The sequence below is a fragment of the Rhizobium mongolense USDA 1844 genome, assembly GCF_000419765.1.
Lineage (GTDB): Bacteria > Pseudomonadota > Alphaproteobacteria > Rhizobiales > Rhizobiaceae > Rhizobium > Rhizobium mongolense.
In genome coordinates this window covers 148,042-170,524 of sequence record NZ_ATTQ01000005.1, presented here as the reverse complement: position 1 = coordinate 170,524, position 22,483 = coordinate 148,042, and the positions used below count along the sequence as shown (strand labels likewise).

Genomic DNA, 22,483 nt, shown 5'->3' with positions numbered 1-22,483 from the left:
CAAGGAGATTGACCGATGCGGCTGCCGAACTACCGTGATACGTTTCTGCAGTGCCTGCTGACCCTGAAGGACCTTATGGGGCCGTCGGAGGAATATGTCCGGTTTCGCTGGCAGGCGATCTATCTGACGCGCGGGCGCTTCTCCTATTTCTTCCGAGGCACGCTTGACGGTCAGGTCAGCGGCTTTTCCGGTCAGCAGATCGATCTGACGAACGGCGAAATCACCATCATTCCCGCCCGCTCCGCTGCTCTTTACGGGGCGACCTTCGGGCTTAACGAGGCGATCACGGCCTATAATGGGCCGGCAAAGTCGGTCATCGACGTCGCGCATGCCTTCAACGAGGCAAGCGACATGAGCTACCATCCGGAATTCTTCTATGTCCGGATGGACCTGCTTCACAGCGCCAATGACAGCCGGATGGGCTTTACGCTCGATCCGCGCCTCAGGGAAAATACCAATCTCATCTTTGTCGGCGTTGAAGATCAGGCAACGGCGGATTTGCTGGAGGAAAGCGATATCGCCCGCTGGGTCGCACAGGAAAAGCCGATGGCTTCGACGGACTGGTACGCCGAACGCTTCTACTATAGTTGAGAAGACGGCGCGCCTCCACCCTTCATTCGATAACGCCGCAAGCGAGCCTTGCACCTGCATCGCCCGCCGGCTGACTGCGATAGTCGTCCGAATTTGCGTGGATCATCAGCGCACGGCCGCGAACACCGTCCTCCTTGCCGTCAAGCGTGGCCATGCTGTTGAAGACCTGGGCGCGCAGGACGCCGTGCTGGTCGACAAATTGGTTCGGCATATCGCCGGCATGCGGACCCTTGGCTGTCAGGATGCCGTGCTCGGCCTCCGTCGGATTGAAATGTTTGCCTGCCGATTCATGATGGGTGGCCGGGTCGCATTTGCCGACTTCGTGGATATGGAACCCCACCCATCGGTTTGACGGAAGGCCAGAGACCTCGAGCTCGATCAATACGCCGCCGCTGGCCGCAGCCGTCAGCGTCGCACGGCCGTTCTCCTTGCCGTCCTCGCCGACAAAATTTGCAATCGCTGTCTGCTTATCCTGCGCAAATGCCATCGAAGCCGTTGCGGCAACGGCGAATGCCGCAATTGTGACTATCCTTGCCATCCGGATTCCTTCCATTTTTGAGAGCTTATTGTTCCCAACGCCTCATGGAGGAAGGTGTTCCTGCTGCAGATCAGGCAAAAAAAAGCCGGCCATTCGGGGCCGGCTTCATCGATTGCTCCAGGTCAAGCTCAGGACGCTATGTCGAGGTCGTACTGGCCGTATGTATTGCGGTAGAGTTCGGAGGCGTAATCGCTCTCGCCTGCCGCATCCTGAGAATTCGACGCAACGCTCCCGGCGCCGCTATCGCCAAGTTCGATCATCAGCGCGAGAACATTGTCGCCAGCCGTGGAGCGCGGCTGGCGTCCCGCATCGTCTTCACTGAACCGCTTGAGTATGCCGGGCTTTTCATCAGCTGCACGCTCCCCGCGGCTCAATACGCCGTCACCATTCGCGTCCAGCCGCGAAAGGGTCGCCAAATAGGCATAAGACGTTTCTGAAACAGATGAAACATGAGTCATACAAACCTCCGTTCACCGCCTTTTTTCCGGTGATGTCTGTACGCAATACGATGGGGGAAAATCAAAACTGACTCGGTGGATAGACTGATTTGCGAGTCGGGTCAATAAGCTGTTAACTTCTCATTAATCAAGGTTGACAAAGCTTTTACACGAAGCGTGCCGCCTTGCATCCTACGCGTGCACGTGGCATAGCTGGAAATATACGGTTTGTCATATACTTCGCAGGCAACCGATTGTTAATTCGGCCAACAGATAATGATTGCAACGGGTTGCCGCAGGAGAACCGGTCGTTTCCGGTATTGTTTAAATCGAATATTTCAAAGATTTTCAGAAAGGCCTTTGCGTGCCCGGTGCGAAGCGCGGCGTTTCCTGCTCGGATTTGAGCTATGGGGATCAGCGGTGACTCGCAGCGACCTGCATGCAGGGTAATCGCCCTCATGGATGCTGAAACGCTCTTTTGGCAGCAATGCACCCAAGCCGTAAAAAACGACGGTTCAGTCGACGCGATGCGCCTCATGGCGCTGGTCATCGAGACCTATCGAAGCCATGGCCGCAACCATGCCCTTTTCGCCCTCGTGCTCGATAACCTGCCGCTCGGTCTCAGCGTCTTCGATTCGGCACAGCGCCTGATCCTTTGCAACGACCGGTTCCGTCAGCTCTTCGGTCTTTTCGCCGATCAGGCAGTCGCTGGAGTTTCTGTGCGGGCTCTCAGCACGAGGATCCCCGGAAAAGAGAGGAAGACGGTTCGATCCGCTTACCGCTCCAAAGAGGCGTCTGCGATGCCGCCCGGCCAAGGTAAAATCCGCCGGCGCGAATGGCTGATGGACGACGGCCGCGTAATCGTCAGTGTTGTGACCGTCTTACCGGATGGAAGCAATATCGCGATCCATTCCGACGTCACCGAAGAGCGGAAGGCCGCCGAGCGGATCGCCCACCTCGCGCATCACGATCCGCTGACCGGCCTGCCGAATCGCATCCGTTTTCGCGAGCAGGTCGATGCCGCCCTTTCCGAGCGCGCGCCGGACGAGCAGATCGCGCTCGTGCACCTGAACCTCGACCGCTTCAAATCCATCAACGATACGATGGGCGTTTCGACCGGCGACACCATCCTTCGCCAGGTTGCAGAACGCATCCGTGCATCGGCTAGCGGAGAGAACATTCTGGCCCGCCTCGGCTCCGATGAATTCGCGATTCTTCAACGTGGAAGGCAGCAGCCGTGGAATGTCATGGCGCTTGCCGACCAGATCCGCCGCGAGCTTTCCGAGCCCTTCTTTCGCGGCGACAAGCAGATCGAGCTCAGCGTCTCGATGGGAATTGCACTCGCGCCCGAAGACGGTGCCGAGACCGACGTATTGCTCCGCAACGCCGGTGTCGCGCTCTCGCAGGCCAAGGCGGACGGACGCAAGCACGAGCGCTTCTTCACGAGCGAGATGGCATCCCGCATCCAGGCCCGCCACGCGCTCGAAGCCGACCTTCGGCTGGCATTACACAGCGACGAATTCGAACTGCATTACCAGCCGCTCTACGACCTGCGTCAGCAGCGCATTTGCGGTTTCGAAGCCCTCGTACGCTGGAACCATCCAACGCGCGGCCGCGTGCCGCCGATGGAGTTCATCCCACTTGCCGAAGAGGTCGGCCTCGTCGTCGATATCGGGCGCTGGGTCCTGAGAACGGCGTGCAGCGAGGCCGCATGCTGGCCGGAAGACATCAAGATCGCCGTCAACGTCTCGGCGATCCAGTTCACCAGCAGCGATCTGCTGGCCGATGTCGATGAGGCGATTGCGGAGGCAGCGATATCCCCGGCGCGGCTCGAACTGGAGATCACCGAAAGCGTGCTGATGGAAAATCTCGACGATACGCTGCCGATCCTTCATGCCCTGAAGGAGCGCGGCATCCGGATTTCCATGGATGATTTCGGCACCGGTTATTCGTCGCTCAGCTACCTGAGCAGCTTTCCCTTCGACAAGATCAAGATCGACAAATCATTCGTCTGCGGAATCGCCGAAAACAAGGAAGCCTATGCCATCATGCACGCGATCATCCTGCTCGGCGATGCGCTTGGCATGCGCGTCACCGTCGAGGGCGTCGAGACGGCCGAACAGAAGAGCCTGCTCGAAAGAGAGGAATGCGACGAGATTCAAGGCTACTACATCAGCCCGCCGGCACCTGCCCCGGACGTCGCGCGGCTGCTTTCAGCATCACGCTCCGGATCCATGGCGAAGGCGAGCTGAGAGCTTCATTGCGACTCGTGTCCGGAAGCTTTATGCGAAAGTCCCAGCACTCCCAAAATCCGGTGACAGGCATGTTCGAAGCCAAGGCCTTTTCTCCTTTTGAAAGTCTCGCGGCCAAACTCACTCCCTACGCCACGGAAGGCGATGACGGGTCGCATGACCTTGCCCATATCCTGCGCGTCTTCCGCAATGCGATGCGGATCCACGCAACAGAGGGCGGAAACGGTCGGATCCTAGCCGCCGCCGTGCTGCTCCATGACTGCGTCGCGGTCGAAAAGAGCTCACCGTTGCGCTCCAAAGCTTCGGCACTCGCGGCAGAGAAGGCATCCGGCATCCTGAAAAAACTGGGCTGGGCGGCAGATGAGATCGCGGCCGTTGCGCATGCGATCACCACCCACAGCTTTTCTGCCAACATCACGCCGGAAACCCTGGAAGCGCGAATATTGCAAGACGCCGACCGCCTCGACGCCATCGGCATGGTGGGCGCGGCGCGCTGTTTTTATATCGGCGGCCGCATGGCGTCGGGCCTTTATGATCCATTCGATCCGGCAGCTGAACGTCGCCCCCTCGACGACCGGCGCTATGCCATTGACCATTTCCAGACAAAGCTGTTCAAACTTGCCGAGGGATTTCAGACGGTGGCGGGTCGCGCCCTTGCCGCCGAACGCGACAAGCGTCTGCGCGACTTCCTCACGGGATTCATGGACGAGATTTAGGAGAACGAAATGCGCGTCAGCGATCTGTTTATCTATCCGCTCAAGAGCGCCCGTGCCATCGCCATCCCTTTCTCGGCGGTAGACGCCTTCGGCCTTCCCGGCGACCGGCGCGCGATGGTGACGGATCCTGACGGTCATTTCATCACGCAACGCGAATTGCCGGCACTCGCCCGACTCGAAGTCCGGCCCGAGCCGGAGGCTTTCCGGCTGGCGATGACGGGGAAGCCGGATATCGCCGTCCCGCCGCCGCAGCCGGACCGCCGCATGGATGTCGTGGTCTGGAAATCCCTGGTGAATGCCGCAGTTGCCGACGACGAAAGCAATGCTCGGCTTTCCGAATGGCTCGGACGGGACGTGAAGCTGGTCTTTTTCGATAGCCAGGCGCAGCGCATCGCCAATCCAGAATGGGCAGGCGGCGAGACTCCCATGACATTCGCGGACGGCTACCAGATCCTGGTGACGACGACCGGCTCGCTGAAAGCGCTCAACGCCAACCTCGCCTCGCACGCGGAGGGCAGCGTCGGCATGGAGCGCTTCCGGCCGAACATCGTTATCGATACGGACGAAGCCTGGCCGGAGGACCGCTGGGCGGCAATCGAGATCAGCGGCATCCGTCTCGATCTCGTGAAACCCTGCGCGCGCTGCATCATGACGACGCAGGACCAACTGACGGGCTCGCGCGAGGTGCCAAACCCGATGCCCGCCATGGGCCGCATCCGCATGTCGGCAGACCGCCGCGTGCGCGGCGCGATTTTCGGCTGGAATGCCGTACCGCGCAGCACCGGCCGGATCGCCATCGGCGATGCCGTCACCATCATCGAGGAACGGCCGGAAGGCTGGGCTTTCAAGTTGCGGGCGGCGGGTTAACGGCCGGCTAGCGCTGCATCGATCCGTGCCATCACATCCCGTGGCAGCGGTCCCTTTTCCAAAGCGCCGGCGTTTTCCTCAACCTGGGCGACTGTGCGGAAACCGGGAATGGGCAGCGTGCGCGGCGAGCGTGCCCATAACCACGCAAGAGCACCTTGTGTCAGCGTGCGGCCGCCGGTGGCCAGCAGGTCGCGAACGGCTTCCAGGCGGGCTGCGAATTCCGGCGCGATGCGCCCATCCTTGAAATAAACCATCCAGTCGAGGCTCGTGGCGCGGACATCCGTGGCGCCGACTGTCTTCTCCGGCGTGAACTTGCCGCTCAAAAGCCCCATCGCCAGCGGTCCGCGGTTGATCGACAGCAGGCCGTTCTTCTCGATTACATCGACCATGGCCGGCACCGGCTCGAAGACATTCATCGTGTGCTGTATGGATACGAAACCCTTGCAACCTGCGTGGCGGGCGGCGCGATCGGGGAAGTCCGTGCTCCAACCGAAGGCGTCGATCTTACCCTCTGCCTTAAGTGCCTCGAGTACATCGAAAACGTCGTCCGACGCTTCGAGCGGGAAATCGTTCAGGTGGAACTGCAGGAGATCGAGCCGATCACGCTTGAGCCGGCGCAGCGACGTTTCCGCCGATTTGCGGATGAAGGCCGGATCGGCAAAGGCGCCCGTTGCCTGCTTCGTTTTCTCGTCGGTGGCAAAGCCGAATTTCGTGGCAATAACGATATCGTCGCGATTGCCGATCGCGCGGCCAACGACTTCTTCCGAATGCCCGGCGCCATAGTTCGAGGCCGTGTCGAAAAAGCGGATGCCGAGATCGACGGCGCGATGAATGGCCTCGATCGACTCGTCATCGTCGACCTCCCCCCAGCCGAGTGGCACGTCGCCTGCGAAGAACGGCCCGCCGATCGCCCAGCAGCCCATGCCGAGCCTCGGGACTTCGCGGCCATTCCAGAGCGTGATCGTTGTCGCATTATCTGTCTTAGTCAGCATGAAAGTCCTCCAAAGCAAGATGAGCAGACATAGGCAGGACGCCGGAACGGATAAACCTCCAATTCCGCAGCATGTTTTTCAGCAGTGAAAAACAACCCTCAGGCCGAGAGCTCGTCCGGCGCAGCAGGAGTGGCCCTAAGAGACGAATTGAGTGCCTTCAGGGCTGCCTGAATGAAGCCGTCGCGGGCTGCAGTCGCTTCGATGCCGCGCGGCTCGTAGACGTGGCGATGAAGGAAAAAGCCCGTCAGGCGAAAGGCCGCGCTCAGACTGTCGAAGTCAGCGGCATCATTGCCGTCGGTGCGCAGAAAGCCCGGAAGCACGAACATCTTGTCCGCCCAGGGGGCACCGGCTGACCGGCTGACCGCCCGGCCGGATTTCGGCGAGACATAGGCAAGATCGGTCCGCGCGCCGGTTGCTGCGCATTCGGCAAGGTCAAGGCCGAAGCCAAGGTCGTTAAGGACGGCGAGCTCGAAGCGGACGAAGAGTTCACCGGCATCTGCCGGATTGTGCAGATTGTCGAGGATGACCTCGAGCGCATCGTAAAGATGCGGATGCGGGTCGCGCTCCGGCAAAAGCCGCAAAAGAGCGCCCATCGCCTGCACCCCATAGACGGCGGTGGCTGTTTCCATGAGCTGTGCTGCGCGCAGCCGCAGCGGCTCGACGCGGAATTCGCCGAGATGCTCGTCAAGGCGCGCGCGCCAGATGACATCCACCTCGTTGCCGGGCTGCAGCACCGGCTGCATCGCGCGCGAACGGCCGGAACGCACCAGGCCGAGATGCCGGCCGCGAGCACGCGTCATTACCTCGGCAATGACGCTGGTCTCGCCGTGGCGTTTGACGCCAAGGATGATTGCATGATCCTGCCACTGCATGGCGAACGAACCTCAAGCTTGCGGAATTGATCCTAAAGCAAGCACAGCGCTATGTCATGAAGCCGGGTCCAATTCGGCACTCGGAAAGAGCTTCTCGAGGAATTCGCGCATCGCACCTTCGTCGAAGGGCTTTACGAGAAGCGGCACATCCTGGAGGTCCGGCGGGAAGTCTCGCGTGTCGGAATAGCCGCTAACGAAGCCGAAAGGGATGCCCGTGTCATTCAAATGCCGGGCAAAGCCGAAGCTCATCGCCTCGCCGAGATTGACATCGAGCAGCGCGAAATCATAGCTTTCCGATTTCACCGCATCCATCGCCTGATCAAGCCCGCTTGCGATATCGATGGTCTCCACGCCGACGGCGCGGAGCATATCTTCCGCTTCCATCGCGATGATGAGACTGTCTTCAAGGACCAGAACACGGCTTGCGTTCATGATCTCCGCGCCCTTCGCTGAACGCCGTTTACGGCGCACACCGCCTGCTTAACCCGCATCTCTACCTCTGGTACCCCCTTATGCCCGGTTCCGGGCTATAAGCCATGCGACCTGAGCCGCTTTTCCGTTTCTGTCGATAAGAAGCAAAATCGGAGGAAAAGTGGCATCACCGACCTTATTTTCTGTTTGACCGATTTGCATTCAAAAAAGACATAGCCGCAAAATTTTATGGGCGGCCGCCTGGTTCCGCCAAGCCATTCCAGCCGGTCTTTTTCAATCGGTCAACGCGGAAAGTCGAGCCCCATTTCCCGGAACCGCTCCGGGTCATCGCCCCAGTTCTCGCGAACCTTGACGAACAGGAACAGGTGCACCGGCTGTTCAAGGATTTCGGCGAGTTCCTTTCGGGATGCCGAGGAGATCGCCTTGATCGTCTCGCCACCCTTGCCAAGCGTGATCTTCTTCTGGCTGTCGCGCTCGACGTAGATCACCTGCTCGATACGGACCGAGCCGTCCTTGCGCTCTTCCCACTTTTCCGTTTCGACGTGGGACGAATAGGGAAGCTCCTGGTGCAGACGCAGGAAGAGCTTTTCGCGGGTGATCTCGGCGGCGAGCTGGCGCATCGGCAGATCGGAAATCTGATCTTCCGGATAGTACCATGGACCCTGGGGCAGGGTCTTCGCCAGATAATCCATGACGTCGTCGCAGCCGGAGCCGTTCTCCGCCGAGATCATGAAGGTCTGCTCGAAGGCGATCTTCTCGTTCGCGGCAGCGGCCAGCGCCAACAGGTCTTCGCGCTTGACGCGGTCGATCTTGTTGAGCAGGAGTATCTTCGGCTGCCGCACCTCCTTGAGCCCTTCCAGGATCGCCTCCGCGTCGCCGCGCAGGCCGCGCTCGCTGTCAATCAGCAGCACAATGAGATCGGCATCCTTGGCCCCGCCCCAGGCCGACGTGACCATGGCGCGGTCCAGTCTGCGGCGCGGCTTGAAGATGCCGGGTGTATCCATGAAGACGATCTGCGCATTGCCATGGATCGCGATGCCGCGGACAATGGCGCGTGTCGTCTGCACCTTGTGGCTGACGATCGACACCTTGGCACCGACAAGGCGGTTTACCAAGGTCGATTTTCCGGCATTGGTCGGGCCGATCAGTGCGACGAAGCCGGAATGTGTTTCGCCATTGGTTTCAGCGGCGACTTCATGCGCCATATCGTTTTCTTCCGTCATTGTCCTGTCAATTTCCGGCAGAGGCTTGCTGCCAAATGCCTTCGCGTTCCAGCATCTTTGCTGCGGCGACCTGTTCGGCCGCACGCTTCGAGCGCTCGACGCCCGTTTCCGGCTTCACGCCGACGACTTCCACCGTCACCGTGAAGCGCGGATCATGATCCGGCCCGGTGCGTTCTTCAACCCGATATTGCGGCGTGACGCCGAATTTCGCATGCGCCCATTCCTGCAGTTCGGTCTTGGCGTCGCGCTTTGCGCCGTCGGCGCGGGTCGCCCGCTTTTCCCAGTATTTCAGGATGAAGCGGCGGGCGACCTCAAGACCGCCGTCGAGATAGAGTGCCGCGATCAGGCTTTCGACGACATCGGCGCGCACGTTCATCATGCGCTTGCCGGTAAGCTTCTTGACGTCGGCGCCTGTGCGGACAAAGAGGTGCAGACCCAGTTCGTCGGCCACTTCCGCGCAGGTCTCGGCGCTGACCAGCTGGTTCAGGCGCACCGACAGCTCGCCCTCCCCAGCCGTCCCAAAAGTGCGAAAAAGCAGTTCAGCGATGCAGAGGCCCAGCACACGGTCGCCCAGGAACTCCAGACGTTCGTAATTGGCGCCCTTCTGCGTGCGGGCGCTCGCATGCGTCAAAGCCCGGTCCAGGCGCTCCTTCCCGGCGAACTCGTGGCCGATCAAGGCTTCAAGCCTCGTCCGGTCCGCCGCCGAAAGCGTCTGCACTTTGCTCATTCAACAACCTTGAAGAGGCGGTCCCACCGCATGTTGGTCGGCCATTTCCAGATTTCGCGGAACGACGTGTCGTTGCCGAGCGAGAAGAAGATGACGCTGGCGCGGCCGACGAGGTTTTCCGCCGGAACGAAGCCGACGTCGAAACGGCTGTCGAGAGAATTGTCGCGATTGTCGCCCATCATGAAGTAATGGCCTTCCGGCACGACGAAATCCTGGGTGTTGTCGCCGCGCGAAACGGGCGACTGGTCCAGCGTGTCGTAGGTCTTGCCATTGTCGAGCGTTTCGCGGAACACCGGCACGTCTTCGCCCGGATCGAGCTTGTAATCCGAGGTAAAGGCGCCGTCCGCCACCTTCGGAACCGGCTTGCCATTGATATGGAGCACGCCATCCGTCACCTGGATATGGTCGCCCGGCAGGCCGACGACGCGCTTGATGTAGTCGATGTCCGGGTTCGGCGGAAAGCGGAAGACGACGATATCGCCGCGATTCGGCTCGGAGCCGAAGATGCGGCCGGCGAAAAGGTTCGGCGAAAAAGGCAGCGAGTATTTCGAATAGCCGTAAGCGAACTTGTTGACGAAGATGTAGTCGCCGACGAGCAGGGTCGGCATCATCGAACCGGATGGAATCGTGAACGGCTGGAAGAAGACCGTCCGGATCACCATCGCCAGCAACAATGCCTGAATAATGACTTTAATATTTTCCCAAAGGGCGTTCGGCTTAGTATCGGCTTTTTCGGACACGCAGTCTTGTTCCTTAAAGGCGCCGCAGCGGCGCATTCTCTGTTTGCTTCTCTCTAGCGGCTTCGGCGGGTGGCGGCAATGCCGCGAACATTAAAAGCGACGACACGCCGCTCCTCACGCGCTTTCCGGCAGGGCTTCAATGATCACGAATGCCTGAGCGAGCGGGTAATCATCGGTTATCGTCAAATGCACCATCGCCCTGTGTCCGGCGGGCAGCATGGACTGAAGCACGACAGCGGCGCCGCCCGTCAGTTGCATCGTCGGCTTGCCGCTCGGCAGGTTGACAACACCCAGATCCTTCCAGAAAACGCCCTGCGCCATGCCCGTGCCGAGCGCCTTCGAACAGGCTTCCTTGGCGGCGAAACGCTTCGCATAGGATTCGGCGCGGTTGGCACGGCGGTCGGAGCGCGCCCGCTCGATCTCGGTGAAGCAACGGTGGGTGAAGCGCTCGCCGAAGCGCTCAAGCGACTTTTCGACACGGCGGATGTCGATCAGATCGCTGCCAATGCCGATGATCATGCGATGCCTCTCTGTCGAAACGAAATCATACAGTCGGAATATCCTGCGTGGGATGGGCAAGGTGAAGGCGCGCCCGCTCCATCAGCCTCTCGCGGCGGCGGACCTGAAAACCCTTCACGGTGTAGAACGTCAGAATATAAAGCACAACGGAGCTGATGGCGGCCGGAGGAATGGCGCCGATCAGCATGGGCTCGAGCACCGGCTTCCAGAGCTCGGTGAAACGGAGCTTGTGAAAAAGCTCCATCAGATCGACGGACTGCCCGGTCATCGCATTCTCGCGCATGAGCAGCAGATGACCGATTTCCCAGGTGGCCGCCCAGATGAAGGGATATGTGAGGGGATTGCCGAAGGCCGCCGTACCGAGCGCTGCAGCAACCATGTTTCCGGAGAGGAAATAGGCTAGCACGAAGGCCATGATGAAATGCACGCCGATGAACGGCGTCCAGGATACGAAGACGCCGGCTGCAACGCCCATTGCCACGGCGTGCGGCGAAGCCGTCAGGCGCAGGATGCGCATCTTCAGATAGCGCAGCGGACGCAGAAAGCCCTTGCGGGGCCAGAACAACTCTCGCGTCCTTTCACGAAATCCTGCAGGTTTTCTACGGCGAAACAGCATGGCGGCTATTTAGGGCAGCGCACGTCGCCATGACAAGAGCAGTCAAACGTCTAGGGGGCTCGCCTCAGCCGCCGTCGAAGCTCTTCACCGAAGGGCGCGCGTCATGCATGGCGCCCTCTCGCACCCTTGGAAGTTTAGACCGCAATCAACGGCTACGGAACAGGCCCCGGTCAACCTGACGCTGACGGTATTCAAGATCGATACGGTCATACGAACCGTTGAGGTATGCCATTTCACGTTCCTGTACGCTCGGAACGCGAAGAGCGCGGGCGATTTTCTTGATTGGAGTAAACATAGCGTTGGTTCTTTCTCTCGTTCATTCTCTGATGACCGGAAGATAGGTGCTGCAGCGCACAATTACCAACGCTCTAATATAGGCACAGCCATGCAGCGCGTGCATGCCTTGCCTTTTCGGTACGCGAATTCTGCAACAAAGCGATCATAAAATGTGCAAACGCCTCAGTCGTAGAGGCGCCGCACTGTCGCAATGCAATCCAAATCCTTCAGTTGCGCGAGCAGCTGGTTGAGCTGGCGGAGATCCCATACTTCGACATCGACCGCCATTTCGGTGAAGTCGGCGGCGACGCGCACCGTGTTTAAGGAACGGATATTCACGTCAAGGCCCGCAACGGATTGCGCCACCTTGGCCAGCGTGCCAGGCTCGTTCAATGCGTTGATGAGCACGCGCGCCATGAAGCGCGACTTGTTTGCCTCGTCCAGGTCCCAGCGCACATCGATCCAGCGATCGGGCTGATCATCGAAACGTTGCAGCGCGGACGACTGTATCGGGTAGATGGTTATGCCCTTCCCCTTCTCCATGATGCCCACGATGCGATCGCCGGGCACGGCGCCTGCGGGTGCGAACTGGACGGCGATATTGCCGGAAATGCCGCGGATCGGGCCCATATCAGCATCCGTCTCCGCCTCCGTCTTGGCCTTGTCTGGAACCTTGAAGATCATGCCAGAGGCGCTGCGGACATTGAACCAGCCGTCATCGCCGCTCGGCTTGACCGTGACGCGCTCATCCTGATGGTCAGGATAGACAGCGCGCAGGACATCGAGCGACGACATCTCGCCCCGGCCGACGGCGGCGATTGCGTCCTCGACATCCTTCTGGCCGAGGCGGTGCAGGGCCGGCTTCATCGCGTCTCGAGAAAATATCTTCCCCGCCCGCTCGAAGGTGCGCTCCAGAATGCGATGGCCAAGGCCGGCATATTGCTTGCGGATCGCCAGGCGCGTGGCGCGGCGGATTGCGGCACGCGCCTTGCCGGTCACGACGATCTCCTCCCACGCAGCTGGCGGCACCTGCACGCCGGAGCGGATGATCTCGACCTCGTCGCCGTTCGCAAGTCTTGTCACCAGCGGCATGATGCGGCCGTTGATCTTGGCGCCAACCGTCGTGTCGCCGATATTGGTGTGAACGGCATAGGCAAAGTCGATCGGCGTTGCGCCGCGCGGCAAGGCGATCAGTTTGCCCTTCGGCGTGAAGCAGAAGACCTGGTCCTGGAACAGCTCAAGCTTGGTGTGTTCGAGGAATTCCTCGGGGCTATCGCCTTCGGCTAGCGCCTCGATCGTGTGGCGGAGCCATGAATAGGCATTGGACTCGCGCGAGAGAATATCGCCCTCGGTATTGGTCGCGCCGTCCTTGTAAAGGGCGTGCGCGGCGATGCCGTATTCGGCGATTTCATGCATGCGCTTGGTGCGGATCTGCAGTTCGATGCGCTGGCTGGAGGGGCCGACGATCGTCGTGTGCAGCGAACGGTAGTCGTTCTGCTTTGGCGTTGAGATGTAATCCTTGAAGCGGCCAGGCACGACGCGCCAGCGCATATGAACGATGCCGAGCGCGCGATAGCAGGCTGGAACGTCCTCGACGAGGATGCGGAAGCCATAGACATCCGAAAGCTGCTCGAAGGAAAGCGACTTCGACTGCATCTTGCGGAAAACCGAGTACGGCTTCTTCTGGCGCCCCTTGACCTTAGCCGTCGCCAAGCCGTTGGTCACCAGCAGATCGCGCAGTTCCGTTTCGATCTTCTTGACCAGGCCTTCGTTGCGCTGCGAGAGCTCCTGCAGGCGCTTCGTGACGGTTTCGTAAGCCTCCGGGTTGATATGGCGGAAGGAAAGCTCCTCCAGCTCATCGCGCATGTCCTGCATACCCATGCGACCCGCAAGCGGCGCATAGATCTCCATCGTCTCCTCGGAGATACGGGCACGCTTGTCTGCCGACATGTGGTCGAGCGTTCGCATATTGTGCAGGCGGTCGGCCAGCTTGACGAGCAGCACGCGCACATCGTCGGAGATCGCAAGCAGCAGCTTGCGCAGGTTCTCCGCCTGCTTGGCCTTCTTGGTGACGAGATCGAGCTTCTTGATCTTCGTCAGGCCCTCGACCAGCCGGCCGATATCTTCGCCGAAGAGCTCGTCGATTTCGGCGCGTGTCGCCGTCGTATCCTCGATCGTATCATGCAGCAGAGCGACGGCAATGGTCGACTCGTCGAGATGCATGTCCGTCAGAATCGCGGCGACTTCGAGCGGATGGGAGATATAGGGATCACCGCTGGCACGCTTCTGCTGTCCATGCTTTTGCATGGCATAGACGTAGGCCTTGTTCAGCAGAGCTTCATTGGCGTCGGGCTTGTATTTCTGCACCCGCTCCACGAGCTCGTACTGCCGCATCATCCCGGAACTACTCCAATAAAAACAAAAGCGCGCCAATCACCGATTGGCGCACGCCTGGTAATAATATGCCTTAGCAATAAAGGCGCAAGATTGACGATTGGTAATCGTCTCGCGACGTATCAGTAGTCGTCGCTCTTTTCCGGAGGCACAAGACCTTCGATACCGGCCAGAAGCTCTTCTTCCGACATCTGGTCGAAAGTGATCGTCTCGGGCTGATCGTCCTGCTCCTCGCCTTCCGCAGCCGCAACGCCGCCAGCGGCAATGAGGCTTGCCGGATCGGGCTCGGGTTCGTCGACTTCGACGTGCTTCTGCAGCGAGTGGATGAGGTCTTCCTTCAGATCGTCGGGAGACAGCGTTTCATCGGCGATTTCGCGCAGCGCCACGACGGGGTTCTTGTCGTTGTCGCGATCGATGGTGATCGAGGCACCCTGGGAAATCAGCCGGGCGCGGTGGCTGGCAAGCAGAACCAGCTCGAAGCGGTTCTCAACTTTGTCGATGCAATCTTCAACTGTGACACGGGCCATTGCCTGTCCTTTACGGTCGTGATTTCGGGATTAGAACGCCCGATACAATTAAAAGCCGACGAATTCAAGTTTTTCATGCACGGCCCCGCCGTTTATGGGTCGCCCTGCTAAAATTTTCGAGTGAATGTGACAATTCCACCGTTAGTTGCTTGGAATATGCCGAATCGTGCCCTAAATCTCCTTTATATGAATAATTCATAAATTAAGAATTATTCTTTCTTCGTTAACTAAGCCATTGTTTTTATGGAATTTTGACCGAAGAAGATTTGGATTACTCTAATTGGATTGGCAAGCGATGTTCGACCCACGCGAAAAAATTGCACTCTTCATAGACGGCGCCAACCTCTACGCTGCATCCAAGAGCCTCGGCTTTGATATCGATTATCGCAAGCTATTGAAAGCGTTCCAGAAACGCGGATACCTGCTGCGCGCCTACTATTATACCGCGCTGATCGAGGATCAGGAATATTCCTCCATCCGCCCGCTGATCGACTGGCTCGATTACAACGGATACAAGGTCGTCACCAAGCCTGCCAAGGAATTCACCGACTCCATGGGCCGCCGGAAGATCAAGGGCAACATGGATATCGAACTGGCGATCGACGCCATGGAGCAATCCGAAACCGTCGACCACCTCGTCATCTTTTCCGGCGACGGCGATTTTACCACCCTGGTGGAAGCCCTTCAGCGTAAGGGCCGCAAGGTGTCGATCATCTCCACGATGGCGACGCAGCCGCCCATGATCGCCGACGACCTGCGCCGCCAAGCGGATCACTTCATCGATCTTCTGTCGCTGAAAAGCGAGATCGGCCGCGACCCGTCCGAACGCCCGCAAAAGCCTGTCGAGATCGCCCCGGCGAGCGACTTCGAGGAGTAATTCTCAATCCAAAGCCTCAAACAGGATCGGCTGGGCGCCTTTCCAGAGCACCAGTTTACCCATGTCATCGAGTTGTTCGCGGCCTTCGACGATCGTCAGGAAATGATTGCCGGCAAGGGCGCCCATCTTGCTCGCAAATGACGAGCTGCCATAGGCAAAGAGCAGCTCTGTCTCGCTGTGCCCGCCCGGATAAAGCAGGATATCGCCGCGCGAGGGATAGCAGGTGTGATTTTCGAAATCCACGCCGAACTGATAATCGCCGAGCGGCACCCAGATCGCCTCCCCGCTCCATCGCGAATGGATAGTCTGATTTCGAAAGGGTAGCAGCGACGTGAACGCAGCGCAGGTTTTCGGCGCCTTTTCGACCTCCAGTTTCGCCACGAAGACTTGCGAGGCCACCGAAATCTTCAGCCTTCGCATCGCTTAGCCATTGTCCTTCAGCAGGCGGCTCTTCTGCCTGTTCCAATCGCGCTCCTTCTCGGACTCGCGCTTGTCGTGCAGCTTCTTGCCCTTGGCGAGCGCTAGTTCCATCTTCGCCCGGCCGCGGTCATTGAAATAGATCTTCAACGGGATCAGCGTCATGCCTTCGCGGTTGATGCCGGCACGCAATCTGTTGATCTCGCGGCTCGAAAGCAAAAGCTTGCGGCGGCGGCGCGGCTCGTGGTTGAAGCGGTTGGCCTGCAGATATTCCGGCAGGTAGGAATTAATGAGCCAGATCTCGCCGCCTTCATCCGAAGCGTAGGATTCAGCGATATTGGCCTTGCCTTCGCGCAAGGACTTGACTTCGGTGCCCATCAGAACGAGCCCGGCCTCATATGTATCGATGATTTCGTAGTTGAAGCGGGCCTTGCGGTTTTCGGCCACGACCTTCTTCACGATACGCTGGCTGCCTTTGGGGGCCATGACTCGATCCAATCCTTGCGGGCGCACAAAACCGCGCGCCCTCATTTCCTGCCCTTATGTAGGGGAACAGCCGAAACTTGTGAAGACGGACGCAGTCCGCCTTCCAGCCCCGCTCAGTTCAGCAGCCCGGCGTGACGCATCGCGGCATCGATTGCCGCTTCCGTCGCCGGCTCCAGCGTGGAGATCAGCGGCGAGCGCACGTTGCGCCTCATGCGTTCGAGCCTAAAGAGGCCGTATTTCGCGCCGCAGAGGCCCGGCTCCAGGAAGATCGCCTTGTGCAGCGGCATCAAGCGGTCCTGATATTCGAGCGCCTTGTTGTAATCGCCGGCAAGCGTTGCCGCCTGGAATTCTGCACAGAGACGCGGCGCGACATTCGCCGTTACCGAAATGCAACCAACGCCGCCATGGGCGTTGAAGCCGAGTGCCGTCGCATCCTCGCCGGAGAGCTGGCGGAAATCCTTGCCGCAAGTGATGCGCTGTTCGGAAACGCGCTCGATCTTGCCGGTGGCATCCTTGACGCCGACGATGTTCGAATGCGCCTTGGCAAGCGCGCCCATCGTTTCCGGTGTCATGTCGACCACCGAGCGGCCGGGAATGTTGTAGATATAGATCGGCAGCCTGACGGCCTCGGCGATTGCCGAGAAGTGCGCGATCAGACCCTTTTGGGTCGGCTTGTTGTAATAAGGCGTGACGACGAGCACGGCGTCGGCGCCCGCCTTTTCGGCATGCTGGGCAAGCTCGATCGCCTCGCGCGTATTGTTCGAGCCGGCGCCAGCCATGACCGGCACGCGCCTGGCCGCCGCTTCGATGCAGATTTCCACGACCCGTTTGTGCTCGCCATGCGACAGCGTCGGAGACTCGCCGGTCGTGCCGACGGGAACGAGACCACTGCTGCCTTCCCTGATCTGCCAATCGACATGGGAAGCGAAGGAGGCTTCATCAACCAGTCCGGCATCAGTGAAGGGGGTGACGAGGGCGGGAATGGATCCCTTAAACATGCGCAACTCCTCACGGCCGATATCCACGCTTCAGCCGCATTCCTTGAATATAGGTTGCGCACCATAAAGCGGCGAAATCGCCGCGACAAGCGCGCATGGATCGGTTTAGGGCAAATTCCGACATCAAATGTGAACGAATTTTACCGGTTTCGGTAAGGTTTCATTAAGAGGCCTATTGCGAAACTCGAGGCATATTTTCCTGACGAGTATCCCGGATGAAAAGAGCTGTGTTGATCCTCTCCACCCTCGGCCTTGCGGCCGCCGCGTGGAGCAGCGCCGCCTCGCCGCTGCCTGACACCGGCGCTCCGGTACCCGAGGTAAAGCCAATCGGCTTCGTGCCGCAAACCTCGGTACCTGAATCGATCATGACCGGTGCCATCCCGCGCAGCACGACCGTCGCGCCCGTGAGCGGAAACCTGAAGGCCGCATTAGACGCGCTTTCCAGCAAGGATCCGCAGCAGGCCATCTCGATCCGCAACGGCATGGGCAAGGGCACGCTCGACCGGCATATCTTGACATGGGCGATCGCCGTTTCCGGCATCAAGGGCGTGCCTTCCTATGAAATCGCAGGCGCGGCACAGGAACTCAAAGGCTGGCCGGGACTTTCCAAGCTGCGCGCTTATTCCGAGCGCGCACTCTACGACGAAAATCCGCACCCGGCTGCGATCCTTGCTGCTTTCGGCGACACCGCACCGGAAACGACGCCGGGCGCGATGATCCTCTCGCGAGCGCTGGTCTCTGCCGGCAGACAAACACAGGCCGCGAAACATATCCGCAAGGTCTGGCGCAGCGAAGCACTCGACAAGCAGACCGAAGACAAGATCCTGGCGGAGTTCTCAGCACTGCTCGGCGCCGCCGACCACAAGGCGCGCATGGAATATCTGATGTATCGCGGCCGGACGGCGCAGGCCAAGCGTTTTGGCGACATGGGCCAGGCGCAATCCCTCTACAAGGCATGGTCGGCGGTCGCGAGCAAGGCGGCCAATGCCGGCGCGCTCCTGAATGCTGTCGATGGCAAATGGTCGAATGACCCAGGCTATCTGTTTGCCCGCATCGAATATCTGCGCAAGCAGGACAAATATGCCGAAGCCGCCAAGCTTCTGGCGCAAATGCCTTCGGCGCGCGATGAACTGGTGAATTCCGGCGAGTGGTGGAATGAGCAGCGCATCGTCAGTCGCGGCCTCGTCGACCAGGGCCAGTTCAAGGCCGCCTACCGTGTCGTCGCCAACCACGTCGCGACGAACCCGGCAGATATTGTCGAAGCCGAATTCCACGCCGGCTGGTATGCGTTGCGAGGACTGCAGGATCCGGCGACGGCCGAGACGCATTTCCGCAAGATTCTTCAGGTTTCGAACGGTCCGATCTCCGTTTCGCGGGCCTGGTATTGGCTGGGCCGTGCCGCAGATGCCGGCGGAGCGGGCAAATCCAGCGAATTCTACGCAAAGGCAGCAAACTTCCCGAGCACTTTCTACGGTCAGCTCGCAGCTGAGCGGCTTGGGCGCAAGACGCTCACAGTCTCCTATCCGTCGCCCACAATGGAAGACCGGCAGCGCCTCCAATCCCGCGAAGCCGTTCAGGCGATTTCGCGCCTTGAGGCCGCGGGCCATGGCTGGCGTGCGGCAAGCCTTTACCTGGCGCTCGCCGAGCAGCTTCAAAGTGCCGGCGAACTTGCCATCCTGGCGGCGCAGGCGGAAGGCTCCGGCAACCATCACCTGTCGCTGCAAGTCGGCAAGATCGCCTATGCGCGCGGGATGGATGTCGCGGCGCTGGCCTTCCCTGTCGGCGTCATTCCCTCGAACGCGAATATCTCCGGCTCGGGCAAGGCGCTCGCCTATGCCATCGCAAGGCAGGAAAGCGCTTTCAACCCCGCCGCCGTCTCGTCCGCAAACGCCCGTGGCCTTCTGCAACTTTTGCCCGGGACCGCCAAGGCAGTCGCCCAGCGCCACAACATCACCTATTCAGCCGACAAGCTGACAGCGGACGCCGGCTACAACGCCACGCTCGGCGCGCATTATCTCGGCGAACAGATCGACGCCTTCGGCGGCTCCTACATCTTGACCTTTATCGCCTATAATGCCGGGCCGAAGCGCGTGCCCGAATGGATCAGCCGCTACGGCGACCCGCGCGGCAAATCCATCAATGAAATCGTCGACTGGATTGAGCGCATCCCCTTTCCGGAAACGCGCAACTATGTCCAGCGCGTGATGGAGAATTACGAGGTCTATAAGGCGCGGCTCGGTCAGACGCCGGATATCGAGCGCGACCTGATCGGCGGGCGGTCTTCATCCTGATCATTTGCTTTGACGCTGAAGCAGGCTAGATTTCCTGAGCGCAATTGGGAAATCGCAATGTTTTCAAACACCACCGAAGGCTTCGAGGAGAAGACATACCTGTCAGTCGACGGGCTCAAGCTCTACGCCCGCGACTATGGAGCCGGGAATCCGTCGGCATCCGTCTCCCCGCCGGTAATTTGCCTTCCCGGCCTGACACGCAATTCCCGCGATTTTCATCAGCTTGCGCTCATCCTTTCGAAGGACCCGGAGCGTCCCAGACGCGTAATCGCGCTCGACTATCGGGGACGCGGCCGCTCGGCGTGGGACGACAACAAGCAGAATTACAATCTCGGCGTGGAAGCAAACGACGTTCTGACCGCCTGCAGCGCATTCGGCATCACGCAAGCCGTCTTCATCGGAACGTCACGCGGCGGGCTTATCCTGCATCTCATCGCCGAGATGAAGCCGGAACTGCTGGCATCCGTCGTGCTCAACGATGTCGGCCCGGTGCTCGAACTAGAAGGGCTTCGGCATATTCAAGCTTATCTCGCAAATCCGCGAAGGCCCCGTGACTGGGACGATGCGGCCGGATTGCTTCGCCAACTGCACGAGGCGGAATTTCCTGCTCTTTCCGCCGACGATTGGCGCGGCATGGCCTTCGCAATCTATCGCGAAACCGATTATGGGTTGGTCACGGATATCGATCCGGCCATCGCCGAGGCAGTGATCGCTGCCGATTTCAGCAAGCCGCTGCCGGATCTTTGGAAACCGTTCGACGCAATGGCGGCGATACCGCTGCTGGTTATCCGCGGCGAGACTTCAAAACTGTTGTCAAAGGCAACGGTCGAAGAGATGCTGCGGCGACATCCGGCAGCACGGCAGTTCACAGCAAGATGTCAGGGCCATGCGCCGCTGTTGCATCTCGATGATGTGGCGGAGGAAATCCGTCGCTTTCTCCGCGACCTCTAAAGGCATCCGTCTCAGGGCCGTCGGAAGCTGACCCCCGCAAAGAAAAAAGCCCGGCTCAAAAGCCGGGCTTCCCGATTTGACCGAAGTCAGATCAGATTAGATTAGAACGAACGCTGCAGGCGGAAGAAGCCCGTTACGCCGTCTTCGTCTTCATCGCCATTGTCGTGGTCCTGGCTGATGTAGTTAACGGTCACCTTCGTCGTCAGGTTCTCGACGATTTCGTAGTCGAGCGTAACGCCAGCGCGCCATTCGCTGCCACCGTCGAAATCGTCTTCTCCGTCGACGTCGATGTTGTTGGTGTACTGAACAGCCGGGGTGATGGTGAACTTGTCAGTTGCCTTGACAGCGTACTGAGCAGCAATAGCCCATTCGCCGTTGTCATAGTAGTCGCTCGGGCCGCTAGCCCAGACGCCGGCGAGACCGAAGGTGCCCGGGCCGATGTCTGCGTAGATGATGCCACGGATAGCACCGTCGGCGCGGTCGAGGTCGTAGCCGCCGAGAAGTTCCCAGCTGAGGGCGCCGAACTTGCCGCCGACAGCAGCGTCGATACCGATGTTGTTGCCACCGTTGTCGAGGGGCACGACATCCCCACCGGTACGGGTCAGCTCTTCAACAGCAATACCGGCGTAGAAGTCGCCAGAGTCGTACTGGTAACGGATCGCGTTGAAGTTGGTGTTGTTGTTGATAACTTCCGTTTCACCGGAGAAGTCAGCATCCCACCAGTTGACGAACTTACCAACGCGGAAGCCGGCCAGATCGATGTAGGCTTCATCGATAACCGTGTCGTTCTGATCATCCTGGCTGTTGGCAACACCGTTCGGGCGGAAGTTTGCCTGATAAACGATAACGCCGGTGAGCGGACCGTATTCAGTGTCGCTCTTCGCCGTGAAGGCAACCTGACCGCGGGTACGGGCCGACCAGTCTTCGCCGCCGCCGTTGTCAGCGAGGTCGCCGAACGTGAAGTCGGTCTGGAAGCGGATGTAACCTTCGATCTTCAGGCAGGTTTCCGTGCCCGGGATGTAGAAGTAGCCGGTGCCGTAAGCGTCGCAGACGCGAACGTATTCAACCGGTTCCGGCTCAGCAGCGACGATAGCGTCAGCGGCCTGAGCACCGGAAACTACTGCGAGAGCAGCAGCGGAGCCGAGAAGAAGGCTCTTGATGTTCATAGTGACCTCCAATTCAAAGTTTCGATCGGGTCTGGGATTTTTCGCCTTGAGCAGCGTTCCCTGCCCCATCCCCATGTTTCAAGAAGTCGGACGATCAACCGCCCTCGCTTCCGAGGTTGAAAATACAAGACCGCGCCTGTCACGCAATCACCAACTTACTCCTTTGTGGTATTTGCATCAGCCTTACCGCCGCCCTGTTGCTGAAAGGCCACAAGTTGGGCACGCGTCGCCGCATTTCTTTATGCTTTGTTAAGAAACTGCCGGTTTTGCAGGGGTTTAGCATCGCCTCACATGTATGGCACGACGCATCCTGTGCCGCATTGATACCAATTTCCAGCCAGATTCGGCGGCTTTTATGACGGCCCCGCAATGCGACCGTGGACAAGGGGGCATCCGAATTGACGATGCTTCGCCGCAGGAATCACGTCCGGATGAGAATTGATTCTCTTCAGGCGATTCTGGCGCGGAGGGATTCGATTTCACGGGATCCGTATAGGCCGGGGCAGATCAAACCGATTTTATGATTTCCCCCCACCTGCGAGATAGGGTGATTGCCCGGCAGGAGTTGGTCGGCGTTT

General features: G+C 59.6%; 23 protein-coding genes and 1 pseudogene. 7 read left to right on the top strand and 17 right to left on the bottom strand.

The window, feature by feature from the left end; genetic code table 11:
- The first annotated feature begins 15 nt into the window (after positions 1-15).
- Complete coding sequence (locus A3C3_RS0110960) at positions 16-591, top strand: hypothetical protein (protein ID WP_022714650.1); 576 nt, start codon at positions 16-18, stop codon at positions 589-591.
- Positions 592-613: 22 nt separating this feature from the next.
- Here the strand turns inward: A3C3_RS0110960 and A3C3_RS0110955 are convergent, their stop codons facing one another.
- On the bottom strand, positions 614-1,129 hold the full coding sequence (locus A3C3_RS0110955) for a superoxide dismutase family protein (protein WP_022714649.1): 516 nt from the start codon (positions 1,127-1,129) through the stop codon (positions 614-616).
- A gap of 128 nt (positions 1,130-1,257) precedes the next feature.
- Positions 1,258-1,587 (bottom strand): hypothetical protein, encoded by a 330-nt coding sequence (locus A3C3_RS0110950; RefSeq protein ID WP_022714648.1) that lies wholly within the window; start codon positions 1,585-1,587, stop codon positions 1,258-1,260.
- Between the two features lie 437 nt (positions 1,588-2,024).
- Between A3C3_RS0110950 and A3C3_RS0110945 the strand changes: the two genes are divergently transcribed.
- From A3C3_RS0110945 to A3C3_RS0110935, 3 genes are all read left to right on the top strand, one after another.
- Positions 2,025-3,818 (top strand): putative bifunctional diguanylate cyclase/phosphodiesterase, encoded by a 1,794-nt coding sequence (locus A3C3_RS0110945; RefSeq protein WP_022714647.1) that lies wholly within the window; start codon positions 2,025-2,027, stop codon positions 3,816-3,818.
- A 71-nt stretch (positions 3,819-3,889) separates the two neighbouring features.
- Entirely contained in the window at positions 3,890-4,534 is a 645-nt protein-coding gene (locus tag A3C3_RS0110940) for an HD domain-containing protein (protein WP_028739563.1), read from the top strand.
- Positions 4,535-4,543: 9 nt separating this feature from the next.
- Entirely contained in the window at positions 4,544-5,401 is an 858-nt protein-coding gene (locus A3C3_RS0110935; protein WP_022714645.1) for an MOSC domain-containing protein, read from the top strand.
- On the opposite strand, the gene A3C3_RS0110930 is transcribed toward A3C3_RS0110935, so the two are convergent.
- The 11 genes and pseudogenes from A3C3_RS0110930 to rpoZ all read right to left on the bottom strand — a co-directional run bounded on the left by A3C3_RS0110930 (position 5,398) and on the right by rpoZ (position 14,719).
- Positions 5,398-6,393, bottom strand: coding sequence for an aldo/keto reductase (locus A3C3_RS0110930; protein WP_022714644.1), 996 nt, complete (start codon positions 6,391-6,393; stop codon positions 5,398-5,400). The genes A3C3_RS0110935 and A3C3_RS0110930 overlap by 4 nt on opposite strands.
- A gap of 98 nt (positions 6,394-6,491) precedes the next feature.
- On the bottom strand, positions 6,492-7,265 hold the full coding sequence (gene recO, locus A3C3_RS0110925; RefSeq protein ID WP_022714643.1) for a DNA repair protein RecO: 774 nt from the start codon (positions 7,263-7,265) through the stop codon (positions 6,492-6,494).
- 54 nt (positions 7,266-7,319) lie between these two features.
- A pseudogene (locus tag A3C3_RS38155) lies at positions 7,320-7,745 on the bottom strand (response regulator); the annotation flags it as partial.
- A 233-nt stretch (positions 7,746-7,978) separates the two neighbouring features.
- Complete coding sequence (gene era / locus A3C3_RS0110915) at positions 7,979-8,920, bottom strand: GTPase Era (protein WP_022714642.1); 942 nt, start codon at positions 8,918-8,920, stop codon at positions 7,979-7,981.
- Between the two features lie 7 nt (positions 8,921-8,927).
- A complete protein-coding gene (rnc, locus tag A3C3_RS0110910; protein ID WP_022714641.1) occupies positions 8,928-9,647 on the bottom strand; it encodes a ribonuclease III in 720 nt (239 codons plus the stop codon).
- A complete protein-coding gene (gene lepB, locus A3C3_RS0110905; RefSeq protein WP_028739562.1) occupies positions 9,644-10,387 on the bottom strand; it encodes a signal peptidase I in 744 nt (247 codons plus the stop codon). Before lepB ends, rnc begins: the two co-directional genes overlap by 4 nt.
- Positions 10,388-10,501: 114 nt before the next feature.
- Entirely contained in the window at positions 10,502-10,906 is a 405-nt protein-coding gene (gene acpS / locus A3C3_RS0110900; RefSeq protein ID WP_022714639.1) for a holo-ACP synthase, read from the bottom strand.
- A 25-nt stretch (positions 10,907-10,931) separates the two neighbouring features.
- Positions 10,932-11,522 (bottom strand): DUF2062 domain-containing protein, encoded by a 591-nt coding sequence (locus tag A3C3_RS0110895; protein WP_028739561.1) that lies wholly within the window; start codon positions 11,520-11,522, stop codon positions 10,932-10,934.
- 145 nt (positions 11,523-11,667) lie between these two features.
- Complete coding sequence (locus A3C3_RS43505) at positions 11,668-11,817, bottom strand: DUF3563 family protein (RefSeq protein WP_074067150.1); 150 nt, start codon at positions 11,815-11,817, stop codon at positions 11,668-11,670.
- A gap of 164 nt (positions 11,818-11,981) precedes the next feature.
- Positions 11,982-14,195 (bottom strand): RelA/SpoT family protein, encoded by a 2,214-nt coding sequence (locus A3C3_RS0110890; protein ID WP_022714637.1) that lies wholly within the window; start codon positions 14,193-14,195, stop codon positions 11,982-11,984.
- A 119-nt stretch (positions 14,196-14,314) separates the two neighbouring features.
- On the bottom strand, positions 14,315-14,719 hold the full coding sequence (rpoZ, locus tag A3C3_RS0110885) for a DNA-directed RNA polymerase subunit omega (RefSeq protein ID WP_022714636.1): 405 nt from the start codon (positions 14,717-14,719) through the stop codon (positions 14,315-14,317).
- 295 nt (positions 14,720-15,014) lie between these two features.
- On the opposite strand from rpoZ, the gene A3C3_RS0110880 reads away from it, so the two are divergent.
- Positions 15,015-15,596, top strand: a complete 582-nt coding sequence (locus A3C3_RS0110880; protein WP_022714635.1) for a LabA-like NYN domain-containing protein — start codon at positions 15,015-15,017, stop codon at positions 15,594-15,596.
- A 3-nt stretch (positions 15,597-15,599) separates the two neighbouring features.
- On the opposite strand, the gene A3C3_RS0110875 is transcribed toward A3C3_RS0110880, so the two are convergent.
- From A3C3_RS0110875 to dapA, 3 genes are all read right to left on the bottom strand, one after another.
- Positions 15,600-16,016: a DUF3830 family protein gene (locus A3C3_RS0110875; protein WP_022714634.1), complete on the bottom strand. Its 417-nt coding sequence runs from the start codon at positions 16,014-16,016 to the stop codon at positions 15,600-15,602.
- A 3-nt stretch (positions 16,017-16,019) separates the two neighbouring features.
- Positions 16,020-16,499 carry an SsrA-binding protein SmpB gene (smpB, locus tag A3C3_RS0110870; protein WP_022714633.1) on the bottom strand — a complete coding sequence of 160 codons (480 nt, stop codon included), beginning with the start codon at positions 16,497-16,499 and terminating at the stop codon, positions 16,020-16,022.
- Positions 16,500-16,612: 113 nt separating this feature from the next.
- On the bottom strand, positions 16,613-17,497 hold the full coding sequence (gene dapA / locus A3C3_RS0110865) for a 4-hydroxy-tetrahydrodipicolinate synthase (protein WP_022714632.1): 885 nt from the start codon (positions 17,495-17,497) through the stop codon (positions 16,613-16,615).
- Positions 17,498-17,712: 215 nt separating this feature from the next.
- Between dapA and A3C3_RS0110860 the strand changes: the two genes are divergently transcribed.
- Positions 17,713-19,788, top strand: a complete 2,076-nt coding sequence (locus tag A3C3_RS0110860; protein ID WP_028739560.1) for a lytic transglycosylase domain-containing protein — start codon at positions 17,713-17,715, stop codon at positions 19,786-19,788.
- 57 nt (positions 19,789-19,845) lie between these two features.
- Entirely contained in the window at positions 19,846-20,739 is an 894-nt protein-coding gene (locus A3C3_RS0110855) for an alpha/beta fold hydrolase (RefSeq protein ID WP_022714630.1), read from the top strand.
- Between the two features lie 101 nt (positions 20,740-20,840).
- Here the strand turns inward: A3C3_RS0110855 and A3C3_RS0110850 are convergent, their stop codons facing one another.
- Entirely contained in the window at positions 20,841-21,905 is a 1,065-nt protein-coding gene (locus A3C3_RS0110850) for a porin (RefSeq protein ID WP_028739559.1), read from the bottom strand.
- Between the last annotated feature and the right edge of the window lie 578 nt (positions 21,906-22,483).

Excerpts from the sequence above, each read along its gene's own strand:
- A3C3_RS0110960 (WP_022714650.1), top strand. The coding sequence starts at position 16 with ATGCGGCTGCCGAACTACCGTGATACGTTTCTGCAGTGCCTGCTGACC.
- A3C3_RS0110955 (WP_022714649.1), bottom strand. The coding sequence starts at position 1,129 with ATGGCAAGGATAGTCACAATTGCGGCATTCGCCGTTGCCGCAACGGCT.
- A3C3_RS0110950 (WP_022714648.1), bottom strand. The coding sequence starts at position 1,587 with ATGACTCATGTTTCATCTGTTTCAGAAACGTCTTATGCCTATTTGGCG.
- A3C3_RS0110945 (WP_022714647.1), top strand. The coding sequence starts at position 2,025 with ATGGATGCTGAAACGCTCTTTTGGCAGCAATGCACCCAAGCCGTAAAA.
- A3C3_RS0110940 (WP_028739563.1), top strand. The coding sequence starts at position 3,890 with ATGTTCGAAGCCAAGGCCTTTTCTCCTTTTGAAAGTCTCGCGGCCAAA.
- A3C3_RS0110935 (WP_022714645.1), top strand. The coding sequence starts at position 4,544 with ATGCGCGTCAGCGATCTGTTTATCTATCCGCTCAAGAGCGCCCGTGCC.
- A3C3_RS0110930 (WP_022714644.1), bottom strand. The coding sequence starts at position 6,393 with ATGCTGACTAAGACAGATAATGCGACAACGATCACGCTCTGGAATGGC.
- recO (WP_022714643.1), bottom strand. The coding sequence starts at position 7,265 with ATGCAGTGGCAGGATCATGCAATCATCCTTGGCGTCAAACGCCACGGC.
- era (WP_022714642.1), bottom strand. The coding sequence starts at position 8,920 with ATGACGGAAGAAAACGATATGGCGCATGAAGTCGCCGCTGAAACCAAT.
- rnc (WP_022714641.1), bottom strand. The coding sequence starts at position 9,647 with ATGAGCAAAGTGCAGACGCTTTCGGCGGCGGACCGGACGAGGCTTGAA.
- acpS (WP_022714639.1), bottom strand. The coding sequence starts at position 10,906 with ATGATCATCGGCATTGGCAGCGATCTGATCGACATCCGCCGTGTCGAA.
- A3C3_RS0110895 (WP_028739561.1), bottom strand. The coding sequence starts at position 11,522 with ATGCTGTTTCGCCGTAGAAAACCTGCAGGATTTCGTGAAAGGACGCGA.
- A3C3_RS43505 (WP_074067150.1), bottom strand. The coding sequence starts at position 11,817 with ATGTTTACTCCAATCAAGAAAATCGCCCGCGCTCTTCGCGTTCCGAGC.
- A3C3_RS0110890 (WP_022714637.1), bottom strand. The coding sequence starts at position 14,195 with ATGATGCGGCAGTACGAGCTCGTGGAGCGGGTGCAGAAATACAAGCCC.
- rpoZ (WP_022714636.1), bottom strand. The coding sequence starts at position 14,719 with ATGGCCCGTGTCACAGTTGAAGATTGCATCGACAAAGTTGAGAACCGC.
- A3C3_RS0110880 (WP_022714635.1), top strand. The coding sequence starts at position 15,015 with ATGTTCGACCCACGCGAAAAAATTGCACTCTTCATAGACGGCGCCAAC.
- A3C3_RS0110875 (WP_022714634.1), bottom strand. The coding sequence starts at position 16,016 with ATGCGAAGGCTGAAGATTTCGGTGGCCTCGCAAGTCTTCGTGGCGAAA.
- smpB (WP_022714633.1), bottom strand. The coding sequence starts at position 16,499 with ATGGCCCCCAAAGGCAGCCAGCGTATCGTGAAGAAGGTCGTGGCCGAA.
- dapA (WP_022714632.1), bottom strand. The coding sequence starts at position 17,497 with ATGTTTAAGGGATCCATTCCCGCCCTCGTCACCCCCTTCACTGATGCC.
- A3C3_RS0110860 (WP_028739560.1), top strand. The coding sequence starts at position 17,713 with ATGAAAAGAGCTGTGTTGATCCTCTCCACCCTCGGCCTTGCGGCCGCC.
- A3C3_RS0110855 (WP_022714630.1), top strand. The coding sequence starts at position 19,846 with ATGTTTTCAAACACCACCGAAGGCTTCGAGGAGAAGACATACCTGTCA.
- A3C3_RS0110850 (WP_028739559.1), bottom strand. The coding sequence starts at position 21,905 with ATGAACATCAAGAGCCTTCTTCTCGGCTCCGCTGCTGCTCTCGCAGTA.